General features: G+C 35.4%; 25 protein-coding genes and 1 riboswitch. Of the genes, 6 read left to right on the plus strand and 19 right to left on the minus strand.

The annotated features are described in order from the left end of the window. Positions 1–145 precede the first annotated feature (145 nt). From FOL89_RS01060 to FOL89_RS01150, 19 genes are all read right to left on the minus strand, one after another. Entirely contained in the window at positions 146–367 is a 222-nt protein-coding gene (locus FOL89_RS01060) for a hypothetical protein (protein ID WP_144280998.1), read from the minus strand. Between the two features lie 369 nt (positions 368–736). Next, positions 737–1,330 carry a phosphatase PAP2 family protein gene (locus FOL89_RS01065; RefSeq protein ID WP_144280999.1) on the minus strand — a complete coding sequence of 198 codons (594 nt, stop codon included), beginning with the start codon at positions 1,328–1,330 and terminating at the stop codon, positions 737–739. Between the two features lie 7 nt (positions 1,331–1,337). Continuing rightward, positions 1,338–1,694: a DUF190 domain-containing protein gene (locus FOL89_RS01070; RefSeq protein WP_185146881.1), complete on the minus strand. Its 357-nt coding sequence runs from the start codon at positions 1,692–1,694 to the stop codon at positions 1,338–1,340. Positions 1,695–1,704: 10 nt separating this feature from the next. Beyond that, on the minus strand, positions 1,705–3,009 hold the full coding sequence (locus FOL89_RS01075) for a voltage-gated chloride channel family protein (RefSeq protein WP_185146882.1): 1,305 nt from the start codon (positions 3,007–3,009) through the stop codon (positions 1,705–1,707). A 31-nt stretch (positions 3,010–3,040) separates the two neighbouring features. Continuing rightward, a riboswitch (Fluoride riboswitch) is annotated at positions 3,041–3,106 on the minus strand. Positions 3,107–3,126: 20 nt separating this feature from the next. Then, the gene (locus tag FOL89_RS01080) at positions 3,127–3,591 is read right to left on the minus strand and encodes a hypothetical protein (RefSeq protein ID WP_144281001.1); all 465 of its coding nucleotides are present in this window, start codon (positions 3,589–3,591) and stop codon (positions 3,127–3,129) included. A gap of 29 nt (positions 3,592–3,620) precedes the next feature. After that, positions 3,621–4,586 carry a WD40 repeat domain-containing protein gene (locus FOL89_RS01085; protein ID WP_144281002.1) on the minus strand — a complete coding sequence of 322 codons (966 nt, stop codon included), beginning with the start codon at positions 4,584–4,586 and terminating at the stop codon, positions 3,621–3,623. Between the two features lie 61 nt (positions 4,587–4,647). Then, entirely contained in the window at positions 4,648–5,631 is a 984-nt protein-coding gene (locus FOL89_RS01090; protein ID WP_144281003.1) for a YeiH family protein, read from the minus strand. Positions 5,632–5,708: 77 nt separating this feature from the next. Continuing rightward, positions 5,709–6,602, minus strand: coding sequence for a LysR family transcriptional regulator (locus FOL89_RS01095; protein WP_144281004.1), 894 nt, complete (start codon positions 6,600–6,602; stop codon positions 5,709–5,711). A 7-nt stretch (positions 6,603–6,609) separates the two neighbouring features. Further along, complete coding sequence (locus FOL89_RS01100; protein ID WP_144281005.1) at positions 6,610–7,233, minus strand: class I SAM-dependent methyltransferase; 624 nt, start codon at positions 7,231–7,233, stop codon at positions 6,610–6,612. Between the two features lie 6 nt (positions 7,234–7,239). Beyond that, on the minus strand, positions 7,240–7,938 hold the full coding sequence (locus FOL89_RS01105) for a VIT1/CCC1 transporter family protein (RefSeq protein ID WP_144281006.1): 699 nt from the start codon (positions 7,936–7,938) through the stop codon (positions 7,240–7,242). A 5-nt stretch (positions 7,939–7,943) separates the two neighbouring features. Beyond that, positions 7,944–8,417: a DUF305 domain-containing protein gene (locus tag FOL89_RS01110; protein WP_144281257.1), complete on the minus strand. Its 474-nt coding sequence runs from the start codon at positions 8,415–8,417 to the stop codon at positions 7,944–7,946. 123 nt (positions 8,418–8,540) lie between these two features. After that, complete coding sequence (locus FOL89_RS01115; RefSeq protein WP_144281007.1) at positions 8,541–10,829, minus strand: multicopper oxidase domain-containing protein; 2,289 nt, start codon at positions 10,827–10,829, stop codon at positions 8,541–8,543. Positions 10,830–10,836: 7 nt separating this feature from the next. After that, entirely contained in the window at positions 10,837–11,712 is an 876-nt protein-coding gene (locus tag FOL89_RS01120; protein WP_144281008.1) for a DUF3347 domain-containing protein, read from the minus strand. 255 nt (positions 11,713–11,967) lie between these two features. Then, positions 11,968–12,153 carry a hypothetical protein gene (locus FOL89_RS01125; RefSeq protein WP_144281009.1) on the minus strand — a complete coding sequence of 62 codons (186 nt, stop codon included), beginning with the start codon at positions 12,151–12,153 and terminating at the stop codon, positions 11,968–11,970. A 208-nt stretch (positions 12,154–12,361) separates the two neighbouring features. After that, positions 12,362–13,390 carry an ACR3 family arsenite efflux transporter gene (gene arsB / locus FOL89_RS01130; protein ID WP_144281010.1) on the minus strand — a complete coding sequence of 343 codons (1,029 nt, stop codon included), beginning with the start codon at positions 13,388–13,390 and terminating at the stop codon, positions 12,362–12,364. Between the two features lie 4 nt (positions 13,391–13,394). Beyond that, positions 13,395–14,006, minus strand: coding sequence for an arsenate-mycothiol transferase ArsC (locus FOL89_RS01135; protein WP_144281011.1), 612 nt, complete (start codon positions 14,004–14,006; stop codon positions 13,395–13,397). A gap of 26 nt (positions 14,007–14,032) precedes the next feature. After that, positions 14,033–14,524: a GNAT family N-acetyltransferase gene (locus tag FOL89_RS01140; RefSeq protein WP_144281012.1), complete on the minus strand. Its 492-nt coding sequence runs from the start codon at positions 14,522–14,524 to the stop codon at positions 14,033–14,035. Between the two features lie 13 nt (positions 14,525–14,537). Next, the gene (locus FOL89_RS01145; protein ID WP_144281013.1) at positions 14,538–15,002 is read right to left on the minus strand and encodes a DUF6428 family protein; all 465 of its coding nucleotides are present in this window, start codon (positions 15,000–15,002) and stop codon (positions 14,538–14,540) included. A 70-nt stretch (positions 15,003–15,072) separates the two neighbouring features. Then, the gene (locus tag FOL89_RS01150) at positions 15,073–15,402 is read right to left on the minus strand and encodes an ArsR/SmtB family transcription factor (protein ID WP_144281014.1); all 330 of its coding nucleotides are present in this window, start codon (positions 15,400–15,402) and stop codon (positions 15,073–15,075) included. Between the two features lie 220 nt (positions 15,403–15,622). Between FOL89_RS01150 and FOL89_RS01155 the strand changes: the two genes are divergently transcribed. The 6 genes from FOL89_RS01155 (at position 15,623) to FOL89_RS17670 (ending at position 19,831) form a co-directional block, all read left to right on the plus strand. Next, positions 15,623–16,255, plus strand: coding sequence for a Crp/Fnr family transcriptional regulator (locus FOL89_RS01155; RefSeq protein ID WP_144281015.1), 633 nt, complete (start codon positions 15,623–15,625; stop codon positions 16,253–16,255). 116 nt (positions 16,256–16,371) lie between these two features. Next, positions 16,372–17,169, plus strand: a complete 798-nt coding sequence (locus tag FOL89_RS01160) for a sulfite exporter TauE/SafE family protein (RefSeq protein WP_144281016.1) — start codon at positions 16,372–16,374, stop codon at positions 17,167–17,169. Positions 17,170–17,231: 62 nt separating this feature from the next. Continuing rightward, positions 17,232–17,786: a YeeE/YedE family protein gene (locus tag FOL89_RS01165; RefSeq protein ID WP_144281017.1), complete on the plus strand. Its 555-nt coding sequence runs from the start codon at positions 17,232–17,234 to the stop codon at positions 17,784–17,786. A gap of 69 nt (positions 17,787–17,855) precedes the next feature. Then, complete coding sequence (locus FOL89_RS01170) at positions 17,856–18,281, plus strand: DUF6691 family protein (protein ID WP_228444844.1); 426 nt, start codon at positions 17,856–17,858, stop codon at positions 18,279–18,281. A gap of 161 nt (positions 18,282–18,442) precedes the next feature. Further along, positions 18,443–19,150, plus strand: a complete 708-nt coding sequence (locus FOL89_RS17665) for an MBL fold metallo-hydrolase (protein ID WP_228444835.1) — start codon at positions 18,443–18,445, stop codon at positions 19,148–19,150. A gap of 24 nt (positions 19,151–19,174) precedes the next feature. Next, complete coding sequence (locus tag FOL89_RS17670; RefSeq protein ID WP_228444836.1) at positions 19,175–19,831, plus strand: rhodanese-like domain-containing protein; 657 nt, start codon at positions 19,175–19,177, stop codon at positions 19,829–19,831. Positions 19,832–20,004 lie beyond the last annotated feature (173 nt).

Below are 20,004 nucleotides of genomic sequence, written 5' to 3' on the forward strand. Positions count from 1 at the left end.
TTTTAGCCAGCTAATTTATATTTCGAATTTAGAAGAAATTTTGAACTTGTTCTAAACTTTTTTCTGAACAATCTTTTATCCTTTAAATTATCTGCCTTCAAAACTTCTGTGAAATTATTGTCAGAAATTTCAACATTTAGAGCATTCATCTTGTGTTTTCTATTGCCCAAATCTTCAGAAATGAATTTTTACTTTCAAAATAAACTGCTGATTCGTTCGGTAAAACAATGGCAAATCTAATGTTTATCGTCACTTCCGCATTTTTGTGTACATTCGTTTGATAAACCAGGATTTGAAGTTGAAAGTTTGCGTCGGCAATCGATGAACCGCCATTTTTGATGAGTGGAATTTGACTAACAATTTTCATTGTTGACTTTTATCAGTATTTTGCTTGTTATAAACTAAAGTTACCTATCTGTTTGGTAGCTGTAGGCTATATTGTGGAATGTTGTAAACACTCTAAACAATATAATAATCTACAGTAATATTATTTGAACGGTTATACAGTTGCTTGATCTTTTTATAGTAATTAAGAATAAATTCAAGTAAAACCTATAGAGAATCAAGAAGCATAAATCATAGACGACATAATTATTGTATTATAATCGTTAACCTAAATAAAAATGGCGCCCACTGTCTTTAGTTGATGTCATTTTAAATTTGTGACATTGATGCAGGTATGTCAAACACTTTAGTCGATGATTTAATCCGTTTGGGGTCAAATTAAACAAGAATTCTACTGCTCATTTTTAATATCTGAATATCTAAAAATCTTAGGCTTCATTTTTCTAAAAATCCAGAAAAACAATAGACCATTCAAAACACCAAGAAATATCGGAACTATAACATCACTAGGATAGTGTACGCCAAGGTAAATTCTGCTGTAGGAAACAAAAAATGCCCAAGGAAATAGAACGTATGGCATCCATCGTATGTTTTTATAAGTTACTATACTCAGGTAAGTGGCAAGTGAAAAAACATTTAAAGTATGTGCAGATACAAAACCATATTGACCGCCTGTATAACCATTGACATAATGCAGAAGATTTTGCAATCCTTTTTGGTGACTTGGTCTTAGTCTTTCAAAAATTGGACGAATAATGGATGCTGCTAATTGGTCGCTCACAGTTATCAATGGTAAAATGAGGATAATCAGCCACCAGCTTTGTTTTTTATATTTTAAAATTAAAACGATTAAAATGGAAAGGTAAAATGGGATCCAGCTTAGTTTTCCGCTTGCAAACCACATCAATTGATCCAAAAAATCTGTATGATGACCATTGATCCATAAAAGGATTTCTGTGTCAATTTTTAATATAAAGTCTTTCATCTTATTTTCAGTTAGAATCGTAATTAAATTTATGATTATTGATAAGTATTAAATGTGTTGCCCTTAAAAGCTCTGCGTTTTCATTCAAGAAAATTTTTAATTTATTATAGTCATCAATCAACTCTAAACAAACAGGGTTTTCAGATGAAGGGATTTCAGAAATATTATATTGAATACGGCCACTGCTTAAATATCCGCTTTTTGCAGTAAAAATATTGGCTTGCTTGATAGAACTTTGCTTGGCCTTTTTCAAAAGATAATCTCCTAAATTATTATTCCAAATTCTTCTCCAAAAGTTCTGCCCTGTTACTGATTGTCCGTATCGGAAATATATTTTTACGATGGCTAAATTTTCTGTATGCATTGTTTTAGTTTTAAAGTTCATTTAATCTTTTTCCGGTATAACTTCCAAACCTGTTGTGTTTAGGTTCGCCAATCATCTGTCTACCATAGATACTGTTATGCCCTGAAAATAGATAAGCAACTACGCACGCAATAGCAACATAAACGCTGCAATCACTCCCGAAAAGTTCGATTGCCATAATACTGCAAGCCAACGGTGTATTGGTGGCACCTGCAAAAACCGCTACAAAGCCCATTCCTGCCAAAAGCCCTGTTGGTAACGGAATAAAATAGCCCAATGCATTTCCCAATTCAGCTCCGATAAAAAATAAAGGTGTAACCTCACCACCTTTAAATCCTGCTGCTAAAGTAACAATGGTGAAAATCATTTTTAATGCAAAATCGTAGGCAGGTAATTGCTGTTCAAAAGACGAAACAATAGTAGGAATTCCTAACCCAATATATTTTGTAGTTCCTAAAGCCCAAACTGCGGTTGCAACTAAAATACCTCCAACCAAAGGTCTTAATGGAGGATAAGAGATTTTTGCTTTAAAAATTTTGCTTACTTGATGAATGGTTTTGCTGAAAAGAGCAGCACATAGCCCGAAGGCTATACCCGCAGTAATTGCATAAAGACCATTTAAAAAAGAAAAATCAGGAATGGTCGGAATATGATAATGAGTATGCCCGGTTTTCCAAAGTTTTGTGACCAAGTCTGCGATGATTGCCGATGCAAATGCAGGAAAAATCGAATCATATTTAAGTCTTCCAATCAAAAAGACTTCTAACCCAAAAATCGCTCCAGCCAACGGTGTTCCGAATACAGAAGCAAAACCTGCGGCAATGGCAGAGATTATCAGAACTTTTCTTTCATTTGGATCGAGTTTTAGTGGTTTTGTAAATTGGTCGGCAATAGATCCTGCCATTTGTATTGCAGTTCCTTCTCTTCCGGCAGATCCTCCAAAAAGATGTGTCGCGAGTGTACCGAGATAAACAAATGGTGCCATACGAAATGGTATAATCTCTTTAGGGTCGTGAATGGTATCGATCAATAGGTTGTTGCCGGCTTCTACTTCTTTGCCGAATTGATGATAGATGTATCCAATCACGAAACCGGCTATGGGAAGAAGGGCAATTAACCAAAGGTGATTTTCCCGAAAATCAGTAACCCAGCCTAATGTTTCTAAAAATAATGCGGACGCAGTTCCGATACAAGATCCAAGAATAAGGCTAATCAATAACCATTTGATGACATAGGGAAGGATTGGGTAAGCTCTAAAAAATGCTTTTGTTCTAATAAGGGATCTCTGCCCTTTAGATTTTTGATAATGACGCATAATATATCCTGATTAAATGTTGAACATTCAATTTTAATCAGGCGCCATCAGCTTTTTAGGGCGGTTGGGTAAGGGAGACACCATTCCCTTTTTTTGAATAATCAAAGATAATAAAAATCAATGACCTAAGACATAGTCTTTAAGAATTTCTGCTATTCCAAGCTCACAATTGATTCTGTTCCTTTCACTCATTGCAGGGAATGGAACACTTTTGATAAATAAGACTTCTGATAATTTTGCTCTTTCTATAGCCATTAAAACAAATTTTTCAATATCTTTCATTATAATGATAATACATTTGGGACGGTGTGTTCTTAATCTTTTCGAAAGCGAGTCAACATTTTCAGAACGTTGTTTATTTCTGATTATCATATCCTTTCTGTCAATTTCTTCAGTCACCAAATATTCAATTTTGCATTTTATTTCCTCAAAAAATGCTAAAAAATCAATATCAGTTTCAAAGTTACCAAATTGCATTTCAAAGGCTGACTTTACGCTCCTGTACAAAGGTGTATTGCATTTGTAAAAAGATTTTGTATCAGAAGATTTTGCTTCAGTGATCAGTAAGATTTCTGTTGCCATTTCAAACATTAATATTTATTATCACCTGATCATTTCATTGACTGAACGATCTTATAGTTAGCCATACTGACCTTATCCACACTTAGATCGTTGTTCAATACATAAAAGAACTTCCCGTCTTTTGAAAAAACGATGGCTTGTCTTGGTTCTTTAAAACCTTTAATCGTTTGGATGTTCTTATTGGTTTTAACATCGACCACTGAAATAGTATTATCAATCTTGTTACCACTCAGCACAAGTTTTCCGTCCGGTGACAGACTTGCTCCGTAATTATCCTTACCAACCTGAATACGATGAATAATGTTTTTGCTGGCTATGTCCACCATAAGCAGCTCATTTGTTCCACTGTTCGCTGCATATAAGGTTTTACCGTCTTTACTGATCGAGATTGCCCGGATCTTATTGAAGCCCTCCATTTCTCCTTCTATTTTTAGCGTTTTAACATCAACAATCGTGATATGGTCGTTTCCAAAATTGGTCACATAGAGTTTTGTGTTATCAGGATTAAATTTTACTCCCTGTCTGGGCTGATGGAAGCCCGTAATGATATTCTTGACTTCAGATGTTCCTGGATTGACCAATGTTACCGTATTGGCTGCTTCATTGTTGATAAACAGCTGTTTTCCATCGTTTGAGATAGCAGTCCCAAAGGCACCATAGCCAACCGGATATTTTTTAATCAGCTGATAATTGTCAGAATCATAAACCATCAGATATCCAAGACTACTATCGGTAATGTAAATTAGCTTTCCATCCGGAGAGAAAAGAATATTTCTGGGATTAACAAAGCCTTTGATGGTGGTTTTTAACTCGGCTTTGGATAGGTCATAAATTTTAATTTCTGTAGAATCGCTGTAAGATGCCACCGCTATTTTTTCATCAGGGCTAACCGCAAGTGAATTATTTTTAATATCCCCATCGAATGGAACTTGTGCGAATGCTTTTATTGTAAAGCTTAAAAGTATCAGTGAAATTTTAAATGGTAGTGATTTCATATTATTTCTTGTTTATTGAAGTATGATATTAATTTGTTCAAATACATTAAGCAATAGATCTTTAACTGGCAAAAGAAGTTACCGCCCATAATGCAGCAGCAGAAATGATGCCCCAAAGTACAACGCCCTGAATTAAAGGTCTAAAACCAACGCTCATCAGGAGTTTTCTATTCAGACCGCAGCCAATTAAAAATAAAGTTAAGGTTAGCCCTGCTTTGGCAATACCGGTAAGGTAATGACTGAAATTCTGAACAAAAGGAATATAGGTATTGGCGATCATAGCCAAAACGAATAAACCTATAAAGTAAGGGATTTTCACTTTATTTCCTTTGTTTTTGAAAAGGAATGTAGATAAAAACGCCACAGGAATGATCCATAAAGCACGGGCCAACTTCACTGTAGTTGCCACTTCCAAAGCCTGAGTTCCGTATTTGCTTGCTGCTCCCACTACTGAACTTGTGTCGTGAATGGCAATGGCACTCCATAAACCAAACTGGGTCTGAGACAAATTCAATGCGTGACCGATCATTGGGAAAATAAAGAGTGCAACTGAGTTAAGGATGAAAACCGTACCCAATGCCACTGAGATCTGCTTTTCTTCGGCTTTGATAACAGGTGAAATGGCTGCAATGGCGCTGCCTCCGCAAATAGCGGTTCCTGCAGAGATGAGATAGGAACTCTTTTTGTCAATTTTAAGAAATTTTCCCATCAAATATCCGATCACCAGAGTTCCTATGATGGAAATTATGGTGAAAACAATTCCTTCCTTGCCTGCTTTCATTGCACTGGTAACATTCATTCCAAAACCTAATCCTACGACTGAGACCTGCAACAGGATATGTGTTGCCTTGTGGTTAAGGTGCAGATAAGGATGACCGATGAACTGTGCAACGATGAGTCCCAAAAGCAATGCAATAGGAGGGGATACAAAAGGAGAGAGGCATAATACAACGAGTATAAAAAAAATAACTTCTCTGGCTGTAATACTTTTTTCTAAGAATCTTCGTAAAGACTTTTTTTCTGTATTATTTTGATGATCTTGCATAATATGATTCTTTAATTTTATAGTACAAAATTGATCATATCGTCAGTGAAAAAGAAATCAAAATAAATAATCTGCCATTACTTAAAGTTATAGCTAAGTGCGAATTTTATAAATAAATCGGAAAGGCTTTCACCTTCACCCTGCGTTCGAATGAAATTGTATTCCCTCTCGACAGTAAGCCCTTTCACATCGACCACTGTACATTCGTTATTTTTAAGTTCTTTGAAAATAGAATATATGGAAAGAAAGGCCAAAGCTTCAGAATTGAGTAAATACATTTTGATGCTTTCTGAACTGTCCAACTGCATCTCCAAGTTGAGATCACTTATTTTTATACCAGCTTGTTTAAGGGCGTGCGCAATGACTTCCAAGGTTCCGGAACCCGGTTCACGCAACAAAAAATGATATTTGTTCAGATCTTCCGGTTTTACATTCATTTTTTTTGTTACAGGATGTCCAGATCTGGCAACTAATACTAATTCGTCCTTAACAAAAGGTATATATCGAAAAATAGTATTTCTTGATCTACCTTCGATAATCCCCAGATCGATATTTTTATTTTCCAAAGCAGCCTCGACCTGCTCGGTATTTCCAGTGACCAACTGCACTTTTACATTATCAAACTTGTGACGGAATGCAGCCAGTATAGGAGGCAACAGATACTGTGCAGCGGTGGTACTTGCGCCAATTCGCAGCGTTCCTGATTTATTTTGAGTAAAAGCATTGAGGTCAAATTCCATATTTTGGTAGATGGCAAACATTTGTTCCGCATACTGAAGCAAAGTTTCACCGGCAGGCGTTAGTTTAATCTTTGTTCCGTTTCTGTCAAAAAGCTTAACCTTGAAATAATGTTCAATCTCTTTGATATGTTTCGTAACGGCAGGCTGTGTGATGTACAGTTCTTCCGAGGCCTTGGTGAAGTTGAGCCTTTTTGCTACAGTAAAAAATACTTTCAATCTGAAATCGAACATCTGCTATTTATTTTCTTTGAAATGTACAAAATAAAAAATTCTGAACTGTATTAAAAGGAGTGGAATGGTCGATATATTGAAAACTAAATTGCTTAAAAGAATCCTTAAAAGCATCTTTCAGTGATTTGTCTGTATACTGCTTTATTTCAAGTCCGCTACATTTGGTCGGGCCTTTATCAGAGAATGTTCCCATAATCAAAAATCCATCCTGACTGATTGCCCTTTCAGCAATTGAAGTGTATTTTATTATATTCTCTTCATCAGTTAAAAAATGAAAAACTGCTCTGTCGTGCCACAGATCATATTTTTCAGTTGGGTTAAATTCAGTGATGTCGGTTACAACCCATTGTACCAATTTGCTTTTTTCTCCCAATCTGTTTTGGGCCTTTTGCAATGCTCTTTCGGAAATATCCAAAACGGTAATATTGGTATAACCTATTTCCAGAAGAACATCTACCAAACGACTTTCTCCACCCCCAATATCAATGATATGAGCTGTAAGAGGTAATTTTAATTCCTTTATAAACTCAATGGAAGCCTGCGGATATTCCTGGTACCAGCTTACTTCATTCTCGTTTTTGCTTTGGTAAATGGTATTCCAATGTTGTGTTGAAGTTTTATCTGTATTCATTTTTATTTAAATATTTTTTATCCCGAACAAATGCCCTACTAAAGCTGTTGCAGCCATCGCTATTGTTCCCCAAAAGCACATTCTGAGAACCGCAACTATTATTTTTGAACCTCCTGTCTTTGCTGCAACTGCACCGAGCAACATCAAAAAAACGATAGACAAAGTATATTGATAATAAACCAATGTTTTTAATGGAGCAAATATAGAAACCAGAAAAGGCAAAATTCCGCCCGCTGTAAAAGAAGCAAAGGATGCTAAAGCTGCCTGCAAAGGTTTTGCCTGTGTAATTTCGTTAATGCCCAGTTCATCTTTGGCGTGGGCTTCCAACGCATTATGATTGGTCAATTCTTTTGCCACTTGCAAGGCTGTTTGCTTACTTACGCCTCTGCCCTCATATATTTTTTCCAGTTCTGTTAATTCTATTTTGGGCATTTCTTTTAACTCTTTCTCTTCTCTCAGCAAGTCGGCTTTTTCGGTATCAGCCTGCGAACTGACAGAAACATATTCTCCTGCAGCCATAGACATTGCCCCGGAAACCAATCCAGCCAATGTGGCAAGAATAATCGTATTTCTTTCTGAACTGGCTGCCGCAACACCAATGGCAATACTTGTTACAGATAGGATGCCGTCATTTGCCCCAAGAACTGATGCCCGCAGCCAACCTACACGATTGGTATAATGTTTTTCTAATAAATTTGTATACATTAGGATTACTGTAGTTCTTTGATTTTTTCCTTCATTTTTTTTATCTCTTCTTGCTGAGATTTTATGATGTTTTCTGACAATATCTTCACTTCTGGATCTTTGATCTCAGCATGTTTGCTTGTCATAATAGCAGAAGAATGATGCGGAATCATTGCTTTCATATATTGACTATCGCTGACGAAAGTTTGATTTCGTAGAAAAATAAATGCAACAATAAATACAGTAATTCCACTACCAATGATAATGGAATTAAGTTTTTTATTATGATACATATTGCCCATCATCAACATCATTAACACGGCCATCGGAGCCACCATCAACAATGCCATGTAAGTTCGGGTTATACTTATATAAACATGATCAATTTCGTCAACATTTAAAAACATGACGACATACATGATGATAAATGAAATTATCAGTGTGAAAAAAAGCTTTCTATATACAGCATTACCTTGTTTTTGGTAATTCATATTTTCCATTTTCTTCTGTTTTTTAATGTTATGATTGATCAAATGGAACTGCTATTTGTTATATTTTCAGTGGAAACATTTGCCGTTCCATTTATCGTAAATCAAATAATTAACCAAAAATTTGTGATATTATTAATAAACCAGCGATATTCCCGCTCCCCATCCCATATCACTGTCATAATGAGCTCGGATTCCGATGTTTTTGTTGATGATGTATTTGAGTTCACCCATATATTCTTTATCGGTATTTACCATAAATCCTCCTCTCAACCTTTTAGAAATAGGAATATCCTCACGCATCAACGTTAATCTTACAATACCATCGTGATAAACTTCTGCCTGAAAGTTGACCAGCATCGGCAAAGTGTACATAATACCCAAACTAAATGCTCTTCGGGTATCTTTTTCGTTGGTTTGCCCAAACAGGTTTTTTTCTTGCTCGTCAATTCCCATTTTACGGTATCGCCAGTCGAAACCAATAAAAGGCATCAGCCATTGCATTTTCCCGATGTATCTGCCAAAATGAGTTTCCACTTCATAACCGTGCATACTGTTATAACCCAATCGCCAATCTGTACCCAAGCTCCATCTTGCATTTTGCAACATTGCCTGTCCGTCATTTCCGTTGGTCGCAAAATCATTTTCTGCCATAAAGTGAGGCATATTGCTTTCTTTCTGCAACATATTATAGGCTTGTTTTCTGTCTGGTAAATTTGGATTTTGATAGTCACCGACTGCAAAAACACGGTTCATACCTGACATCATATGATACAGAATGTGGCAATGGAAAAACCAGTCTCCTTCTTCATTTGCAAGGAATTCAATAGTGTCGGTTTCCATTGGCATAATATCCAAGACGTTTTTAAGGGGCGATTTTTCTCCTTTTCCGTTAATTACCCTGAAATCAAAACCGTGAAGGTGCATCGGATGGCGCATCATCGAGTTGTTGTAAATGGTAATGCGTAAGATTTCACCTTTCTTCACAGGAATTTTATCCGTCTCAGAAAGGATTTTATTATCCATACTCCAAACATAGCGGTTCATATTTCCGGTAAGGGTAAATTTCAAGTCCTTTACAGGCGCATCTTTAGGAAATGTAGTATTGTATGGAGATTGCAACATTGAATAATTAAGCGTTGTAATATCTCCCAAAGCATTGGCATTGTAACGATTCTGGTCGTCGTCCATCTTCATTCCGGATTTCATATCCGTAGTATGTTGGCTGTGGTCTTGTTGCTTTCCGGTTTTTCCGGTAATTTCGGGATACATTACAACGTTCATATCCATTTTGTTCAGGCTCATTTTCATTCCCATATCATCCAGGTCGCCGTTCATTTTCATCATACCGTTCATCATTTTCATTCCTTCAAAATATTTGAGACGGGGAAGTGGGGAAATCAACTGTTTGATACCGTTACCCACAAAATAACTTGCAGACTGCGTTCTGTCTTCGGTTGTTGCCAAAAATTCATAAGCCACGCCGTCAGAAGGAATTGTAACGACCACATCATAGGTTTCAGAAACACCGATAATCAACCTGTCAACTTCTACAGGTTCTACATCGTTGCCGTCATTAGCGACTACTGTAATTTTTCCACCTGCATAACGCAACCAAAAATATGAAGAAGCTCCACCATTGGATATTCTCAATCTCACTTTGTCGCCTGCTTTCAAAGATTTGCCATCGATGTTTTTTAAATCAGTAATATTGTTACCATTCATTAATACTTTGTCGTAATAAACATCGCTTACATCCATTGCCAGCATCCGTTTCCATTCGTTTTTTAGCTTGGTTTTAAAATAACCCTCACGAATGGCTTCTGCATAAGATTGTGTCGCATTTTTTTTAATCGCAGCCCAATCATTCGCATTATGAAGCATTCTGTCAACATTTTTTGGATTGAGGTTGGTCCATTCGCTTAAAACAATGGGAACTTCCGGCAAATCATCTATTTCTTTTCTAAATGTTTTGTCATCCTTTCTTTTCTTCATCACAAAGTTTCCATACATCCCAATCTGCTCCTGCAATCCCGAATGCGAGTGGTACCAGTGCGTTCCGTTTTGTTTGATAGGAAAACGATAGGTGTACGTTGCACCTGGTGCTATAGGTTTCTGTGTAAGCCAAGGAACGCCGTCTTCTTTATTGGGGAGAAACACACCGTGCCAATGGAGAGAAGTACTTTCTTTCAATTGATTATGAACAACGATTTCTGCGATGTCACCTTCTGTAAAAGTCAGTGTAGGCATTGGAATTTGTCCGTTTACTGCAATGGCTCTTTTTTCCTTACCTGCATAATTAACTAAGGTATCTTTTACAAACAACTCATAACGTACGACTTTCTGTGCGAAAAACGATTGTGAAAATAACAGGAAAAAAAATGCCTGTAAGAACCGTGAAATATTATTTCTAAGTATACTCATATTTCGGTTATTTTAAAGTTTCAACCGTACTTCCACAACTCAACATCTGCGAACCGTAGTATGGATTTTTAACCGCTTCTTCTTTGCTTAACCAGTTTGCTCCTTTACCATTGTTAAACATCGGACAATTTTGATAATACACCGGAGTATCCTGTTTTGTAACTTTCATTACTTTATAAATGTTATCAGAAAGCGAGGTGAAATGGTCTCTCTGATGTGAAGCATCTTTTGTGTCTGAGATGTGTTCTGCATCGAAAGCAAGGTCTTTCATTACGTTCATCCAAACGGTATGTTCTTCAGATGAAAGTTTTGTCATATCAATACTTTGAATAGCTTTTGTCAATGCTGAAGCTTTAGTAGATGCAGTCGCTCCATCAGATTTTATCAAAGCATCTTTCAAAGAAAAGTAGTTTTCAAATACTGATTTGAAAGTGGGTTGGTTTTGTTGTGCTGAATGTCCCATCACCATTTCATTATGGTTATGATTGTTGTGTTCAGATTTCATATCCATAGCATTATCTTTAACAAGAACAGTTGGTTTTAGTTCTCTTTTGTATTGGCAGCATTCAGGAAGCTTTGAATAGACATCATCCGGAGCCAGGAATTTTTCGCTGTCATAACCGGCTAATGCAATACGTTTCAAAATTTCATCATGATTGGTTTTCTTTTCATCATAAATCAGAGTTGCGATTTTTGTGTCTTTGTTCCAATTTACCTGGGCTATATTTTTCAGATTTCCTGCTTTCTCTATGTTAGATTTACACATATCGCAGTTGCCATAGATTTTGATGGTTTCTGTTTTTGCATTTTTAACTTGAGCGAAGATGTTGATTGATGAAAGCAATACAGTGATTGCCATCAATATTTTTGATATTGATTTCATAAGAATTTATATTTTGAGAAATAGATTTTTGCACATCCATTTCTGATTAAATTTAAAATTGATTTTATAGTGGATAAGCCAAAAGCACATTTGATTTTGACAAGACGGAATTATGGCTGTTAAACCAATAATTTTAACTTATTTTTGGAGGTTGCCAAATGGAGCAGTGTCCTAAAGAATAATAGGATTGCGTGAATTCAAATTGACGTTTTTCAATTGCATCAAAAGAAGTATTTGATTTGAAATAGGCAGGCATCAAAAAGCTGAATGAGGAGTTACCACATCTGCAAGAGCTGTCTTTGCATTTGCCATTACAACCGTTATTGTCTTGATGGTCTTTGCAAGATTTAGTTTTACAACAGTCTTTTTTTTCTGCTTTCTCGTGATGACTTTTAGAAACTTTCTGATGTTCAGTTTTAACTGGAGTTTTTGAACAGGCATAAATTAAGTTGGGAGTCAATAGAAATCCCAAAAATACAAATAGAATTAAAGTGATATGTCTGTTCCAATTTTTCACTTAGACAAATTTATGAATTTATTTTTTGATAATTATTAATTTAGAAACCTTTAAATTTATACAAAGTTCAAATTGAATTTAGAAGAATTTCTGAAGTTTACAACTCTATGTTGAATTTTTAAAAAAATAGTCTTAATCATTATTATATTTCTTCTTCAACCACAAACTGACTTTTACCAATAAGATAAGCACAGGAACTTCTACCAATGGCCCAATAACACCCACAAAAGCTTGTGGAGAGTGAATGCCAAAAACAGCTATTGCTACAGCTATCGCCAATTCGAAGTTATTACCGGTGGCTGTAAATGCTATTGAAGCATTTTTATCATAGGGTATGTTTAGAGATTTATTGATAAAGAAGCTGACAAAAAACATCAGTACAAAATAGATGACCAACGGTACGGCAACTTTTATCACATCCATTGGCAGTTCTAATATTTTATCTCCTTTCAGACTAAACATTATTACTATGGTAAATAGTAAAGCATACAATGTGATTGGCGATATTCTTGGAACAAACTTTCTGTTATACCATTCTATACCTTTTGATTTGATAAGAAAATAACGACTTAGAAAACCTGCTAGAAATGGAATACCTAAATAAATCAATACACTTTCTGTAACATCTTTTAGCGATACAGTTACATTGAAGTTGGCTAACCCTAATTCGCTTGGCAATACATTGATAAATAACCAAACTAAAAAGCTGTAAGAAACAACTTGGAAAATACTGTTCAATGCAACCAGCATAGCGGTATACTCTCTGTTTGCTTTAGCTAAATCACTCCAAACGATGACCATTGCAATACATCTCGCCAAGCCTATCAGTATCAATCCTGTCATATAATCAGGTTCATTTCGGAAGAACAAAACCGCCAATCCGAACATCAGTACAGTCCCAACAAACCAGTTGAGAAATAACGAAAGACCTATTACTTTTTTATCTTTGAAGGCTTGAGGTAATAGTGAATAATCAACTTTTGCCAAAGGAGGATACATCATCAAAATAAGACCAATTGCCAATGGAATATTTGTCGTTCCTACTGACATTGCATTTGTGATTTGTGAAATTGCAGGAAAGCAATATCCTAAACTAATCCCAGCTGCCATTGCAAGAAATATCCACAAGGTAAGGTAGCGGTCAAGAAATTTTAGTTGCATAAAACTATTTTTTAATCATAGAAAAAACGTAGAACACTTCAGAAGCGATCTGCAAACTTCTTTCCGCATATACTTGCGACTGCTGTGGTGTGTTATCAGAAATTTTAGGATCTTCATATGTGATAGGGATTCTTTTCTCTGCTCCAGCAATGAAAGGACAACCGCCGTCTGCTTGAGAACAGGTCATAATTGCTGCAAAACCGGATGTAGGATTGAACGCACTATCATATCTTTTTGAAAATCCAATTACAGGTAACGAATCACCATTGTACTTGATAGCATATACAGGGTTATTTCCATCTGCAATTTTGAAGATATTAAAGCCTTGATTAATGAGCGTCTCAGCCACTTTTGGAAATAATGCGGTTTCTTCCGTACCTCCCGAATAACAATGTACATTAGGAATATTGAAATAGGCAGCTCCTGCTTGCGCCCAGATTTGTGATAGATGGCTTCTGCGTGAATTGTGGGTACAAATAAAATTGATATTAATATCTTTTCCTTCATCCATTTTTTGCTGTACAAAATCAATTAATGGCTGCAATGTGATTTTCCTTTCCTCACTAATGCATTGATGTTGCAATTGTTCTATAGTATTTATTAATTCTGAATACATAGTCGTTGTTTAAGTTTTATTCTTTATTAATCTATTCCGATATTTTTGCTTCTACGTTCCATAAGGACGTTATCTTTCCAAACTCCATTTTTCTTACCTATCTTTTCTCGATAACCAACTAATCGGAATCCGCATTTCTCGTGCAGCCTGATACTGCTTTCATTTTCAGCAAATATACCAGACTGCAATGTCCATATGCCATTTTCTTCGCTCCGTTGAATTAATCCAGCTAAAAGAGTTTTCCCAATTCCCTTACCTCGTTCGTCTTGTGCAATGTAAATGCTTACCTCTGCAACACCAGCGTAAACGCACCTGCTTGAAACTGGTGTCAAAGATGCCCAACCAAGCATCTTGTCACTATCATAAATGCTGATTCTACAAAAATCGAGATGTCCTTTATCCCATTCTTCCCATTGTGGGGAATCGTTCTGAAAAGTGGCTATGTTGGTCGCCAAGCCTTGATTGTAGATTTCGATTACTTCTGAAAAGTTGTCTTTGGTTATAGGTTTGATTTCCATAATGCAGTCTTTTTTAGCAACAACCTGACTTGGGAGTACAGCAAGTGTTATTCGAATCAGATGATTCCACAATTTGATTTTCTTCTGAAATTCCACAAGCCTCATTAGCCAGACAGGCAGTTTGTTTATTTTTCAGAACAAAATTATTTCCGTTAAATTCCAAATCATATTTACCAATGGTCTCGCTTTGATATTCAACTTCTATCTCCGAATCTTCGATTCCCAGTTTGTCTTCGCATAGTGAGATGATGTCAAGGAGTTTTGTAGGCTTCAATCTATGTTTAAAGTCGTTCGCATCCCACAATTGGAAATTGACAACCTTTTTATTTCTGGTATTGCCACCACAGTCTATAAAATTCTTTGTGATAACACCTATTTCTGTAATGTGGAAATGCTCTGGAACAAATTTCCCATTCTCTAACTGAAATTCGACATTGTTCAGTGTAGGTAAGATTTCTTTGATTTTTGATAGCTTCATAATAATTAATATTTAGATTGTTTAATTTTATATTGCAATATGACGATGATATAGATTGCAAAATAAGCTGTTAACAGCATTGCCCAACTTTTACATCCTGTTCAAAAAACTGATTAAGCAATCCCTGAACCTCTTTCCACTTTTTATCTTCAATACAATAGTAAACAGATTTTCCCTCGATAGTTCCCTGAATAATCCTAATACTTTTCAATTCTTTCAAATGTTGAGAGATAGTTGCCTGTGCCAGACCTAATTCATCCACAAGGTCATTACAGATACAAGCTTTCTGATTAATAATATATTGGAGGATTGCAATTCTTGCAGGATGTGCCAAAATTTTAAAGAGAGAAGCCAGATTATTTTGCTCGTCTGTGAATATTTCTGTTTTAGTAAGTCCCATAATTGATATTATTATATTGCAATATTACGATATTATTTTATCCTGTGAATTTTTTTTAAGTATTTGCATACGTTTTAAACTAAAACTTTCTAAAACTTATTTCGTTCAGCTTTAATCATTAAAAATTAGTCTATCTTTAATTCGATAATAAAAATACATGTTATTGGTTCAGTCAAGAAAACTACATATATTAGAAATTAATTTCGCAAGGTAAAATCAAATGGAAAAATCAATCTTAGAATCTGAATTTATTTCATCATCAGAGCTAGTGGACAAACTTTACGAAAATGGAGTTCTAAAAAGCTATAAAGAAGGCGACATTATTTTAGATGAAAATTCTTCCATTCGTTCAATTCCGATTGTAATGAAAGGGATGATGATAGTGATGAGGACAGAAGAAGATGGGAGAGAGATTCTTCTGTACTATATAAAAGCTGGCGAAAGTTGCATTATGTCTTTTCTTGGCGGAATGCATAACGAAAAAAGTATTGTAAAAGCTGAGGTGGAAGAAGATACCGAAATTCTGTTTCTACCAGTGGATAAAGTTTCATTATTCATAAAAGAATATCCCGAGTGGCTGGATTATATTTTCAGGCTTTACCATAAACGCTTTGAGGAATTATTGGATATCATAAATGCCATTGCTTTTAAAAAAGTAGATGAAAGGCTTCTTAATCTTCTGCATAAAAAAGCCGAGATTCTGAATGCATATACTTTAATCATCACGCACGAACAGCTTGCCAACGAACTTGGAACAGCCCGTGTCGTGGTTTCCAGGCTGCTTAAACAGCTTGAAGATTCCGGAAAGCTTAAATTAGGAAGAAATAAAATTATCCTTTTGGAAACAATCTAAATGATTGTCTAATTCCCCTAAAAATTTTGTTCAAAACTTTCAGACTTCCTTATGTAACAAAAGTAGCAGTGTATCTTTTATAATATTGACAATTTTGTATTCTAATAAGTAAATGAATGGAAGTTTTTGGATATATCACTTCAATTTTAATTGGTATTTCTTTAGGATTAATAGGAGGTGGAGGAAGTATTCTCACTTTACCCGTCTTGGTATATCTTTTTGGGATTGATGCTTTTTTGGCAACAGAATATTCACTATTCATCGTCGGAGTAAGTAGCGTCATAGGTTCAATCTCTTATTTTAGAAAGGGTTTTGTCAATTTTAAAATTGTTTTACTTTTTGGAATTCCTTCCATCATTTCAATTTTTTTGACGAGAAAATATATCCTTCCATTAATTCCTGATGAGATTGTTAGATTCAGTAGTTTAGTTATCACAAAAGATATTTTTCTGTTACTCATTTTTGCCGGATTAATGATTCTAGCCTCTTACAAAATGATTCAAAAAAGTACAGAATTACATATGGAAAAATGTATTTCCACCAGAAGAAATACACTTTTAATCGCAGGTGACGGGTCGGTTGTAGGAATTTTGACGGGTTTGGTTGGTGCAGGGGGAGGATTTATGATTATCCCGGCTTTGGTCAATCTTTTTAAGACCCCTATGAAAGTAGCAATCGGAACTTCTTTGGTCATCATTTCTCTAAACTCGCTTATTGGTTTTTTTTCTACGATGAACAATATGAATATCGATTGGAAATTATTGACATCCATCTCATTTATTGCCATTATAGGAATCATTATAGGAGCACAAATATCCAAAAGAATTGATGGGAGGAAGCTTAAACCTATTTTCGGATGGTTTGTATTGGGGATGGGAATTTATATTATTGTACGTGAGCTTTTCTTAAAATAATGATAAATTACAAGTGCAATTGCTGTAAGAATTAAATAAAAAAATAATACAATACGCTAGAAATCATAAAGCAACCCTGGCCGTGGTACGTTGCAGGTCCATTAATAGGTCTTACCGTTCCGACATTACTCATATTGGGCAACAAATCTTTCGGAATTAGTTCATCTCTCAGGCATATCTGTGCTGCGTGTATTCCGTCAAACATCAATTTTTTCAAATATGACTGGAAAAAAGAACTATGGAATTTATTTTTCGTTTTCGGAATTTTACTGGGTGGAATCATCGCTTCGCAATTTTTGATGAATCCGGAGCAAATCACTATCAATCCAGATCTCAAAGCCGAACTCTCAACCTACGGAATTACAGATTTCAGTAATCTTGTTCCATTACAGCTGATGAATTTTGCAAGTTTAATGACACTGCGGGGTTTTATCGTAATGGTTGTTGGCGGATTCTTGGTCGGTTTCGGAACCCGTTATGCGGGCGGATGTACAAGCGGACACGCAATAATGGGGCTTTCAAATCTTCAATGGCCATCTTTGGTCGCAACCATTTGTTTTATGGCAGGAGGTTTTTTGATGGCGAACGTTATTTTGCCTCTCATCCTTTCACTTTAAATTAAAATAAAAATGACTAAAGAAAAAAATATAGATCAACAGGATAATAACTGTAGTACCGAAATAAATATGAGGCAGAGATGGTATCATAACTTGAAATATCTGATTGTCGGAATTTTATTCGGAATTGTTTTTGTGAAGGCCGAAATCATCAGCTGGTTCAGGATTCAGGAGATGTTTCGTTTGCAGTCGTTCCATATGTATGGCGTGATTGGAAGTGCCGTTCTTACCGGAATGATTTCAGTAATAATCATCAAAAGATTTAATATCAAAACTATCGATGGTGAAAAAATTTCCATAGCTCCAAAGAAATTTAATAAAGGACAGATCTATGGTGGATTGATTTTCGGATTTGGATGGGCAATTACGGGAGCTTGTCCCGGACCACTTTTTGCGCAAATTGGAACCGGTGCCTTAGCAGTAACAGCTACTTTATTAAGTGCAGTTATGGGAACTTGGGTCTATGGTTATTTCAGAGAACAACTACCTCATTGAATTAAATTTTGCAACATTCATTTTAGAGACTGATTTAGTATTTGAATATTCTCATTTATTACCATAATTAAAATCTCTATGTAACAAAAGTAGCGGTAGGACTTTTACGTATTTCCGAAATTTGTCAAATAAATTTAAAGTTTAATCTTAAAAAATAATTTATGTTTTTTCAGCATATTTATGATAAAAGTCTTGCTCAGGCAAGTTATTTAATCGGATGTCAGGCAAAAGGCGAAGCATTAGTTATTGATGCCAAAAGAGATATCGATACCTATCTTCAGATTGCCAAAGAAAATAATTTGAGCATCAAGCATATTACAGAAACTCATATACACGCAGATTTTTTGTCAGGTTCAAGGGAACTTGCCGAAGTTACAGGAGCAAAAATCTATCTTTCTAATGAAGGCGGTGAAGATTGGCAATATGAATTTCCACATATCGGCTTAACAAATGGAGATACCATCAAAGTGGGAAACCTTACTTTGGAAGTGATTCACACACCGGGACATACACCTGAGAGTATTAGTTTTTTATTGACCGACCATCCAGCAACAGATGAACCTGTGATGATTTTTACGGGAGATTTTGTTTTCGTGGGCGATATCGGAAGACCTGACTTGTTGGAAAAAGCGGCTGGGATTGTGGGAACTCAGGAAAAAGGAGCGAAAGAAATGTATCATTCTGTACTGGATTTCAGTAAACTTCCTGAATTCATTCAAGTTTGGCCAGGACACGGAGTAGGTTCAGCCTGTGGAAAGTCTTTGGGAGCTGTTCCAAGTTCTACAGTAGGGTATGAAAAAATCAGAAACTGGGCTTTTCAATACGAAGATAATGAAACTGGATTTGTCGAATATTTGTTGGAGGACTAGCCTGAGCCACCGAAGTATTTCGCAATGATGAAAAAGCTCAATAAAGAGGAAAGACCTTTACTCATTGAAGTTCCCAAACATCAAAAACTTTCTAAAGAAGAATTTATGAAAGCTTACAATGATGGTGTAAAAGTAATTGATACCAGAAATAAAGAAGATTTTGCAAAAGGCTTTCTCCCTGAAAGCATCAATATTCAAGGAAATAATTCTTTTTCAACGTGGATGGGATGGTTAGTAGATTATTCTGAACCGTTTATTTTAGTTGCTCAGAAAGAACAAATAGAAGACCTTACCCGAAAACTAATGAGAATTGGAATGGATCAGATGATGGGTTATATTGATAATGTGGAAAGTCTTGGTCTGGATTTGAAGATTGCAGATGTTATTAATATTAAGGAATTTAAATCGTATCTGAACAGAGAAGATGTTCAGGTAATCGATGTACGGAACAATGCCGAATACGAAACCAATCATATCGAAAATGCAGAAAATGTTTTCGTAGGAATCTTAGAAGACAATCTTGACAAAATTTCATGCGATAAGCAAATTGTCATTCATTGCCAAAGTGGGGATCGAGCGACTATTGCATATTCGGTTCTGAAGAAAAATAGTTTTGAGAATGTGAAAAATTTTTCGGGTGGAATGAAAGAGTGGTTGGGGAAAGGTAATCTTAGAAAATAAATTATAAAATAATTTATTTTAATATGATTATGTAGGATTTTTTTAAGGTAAATAAATGTTAGAGCTTGCAAAAATTACTTTGTAATTCAGTTTTTTTTTAATAAATATTATTTGTCTGCAATATTATTTGTTTTGCGAATCTTTGGATAGGTGAAAAAGATTAATCTAGATTA

Source organism: Chryseobacterium echinoideorum, from assembly GCF_007474535.1.
GTDB classification, from domain to species: Bacteria; Bacteroidota; Bacteroidia; order Flavobacteriales; family Weeksellaceae; genus Chryseobacterium; species Chryseobacterium echinoideorum.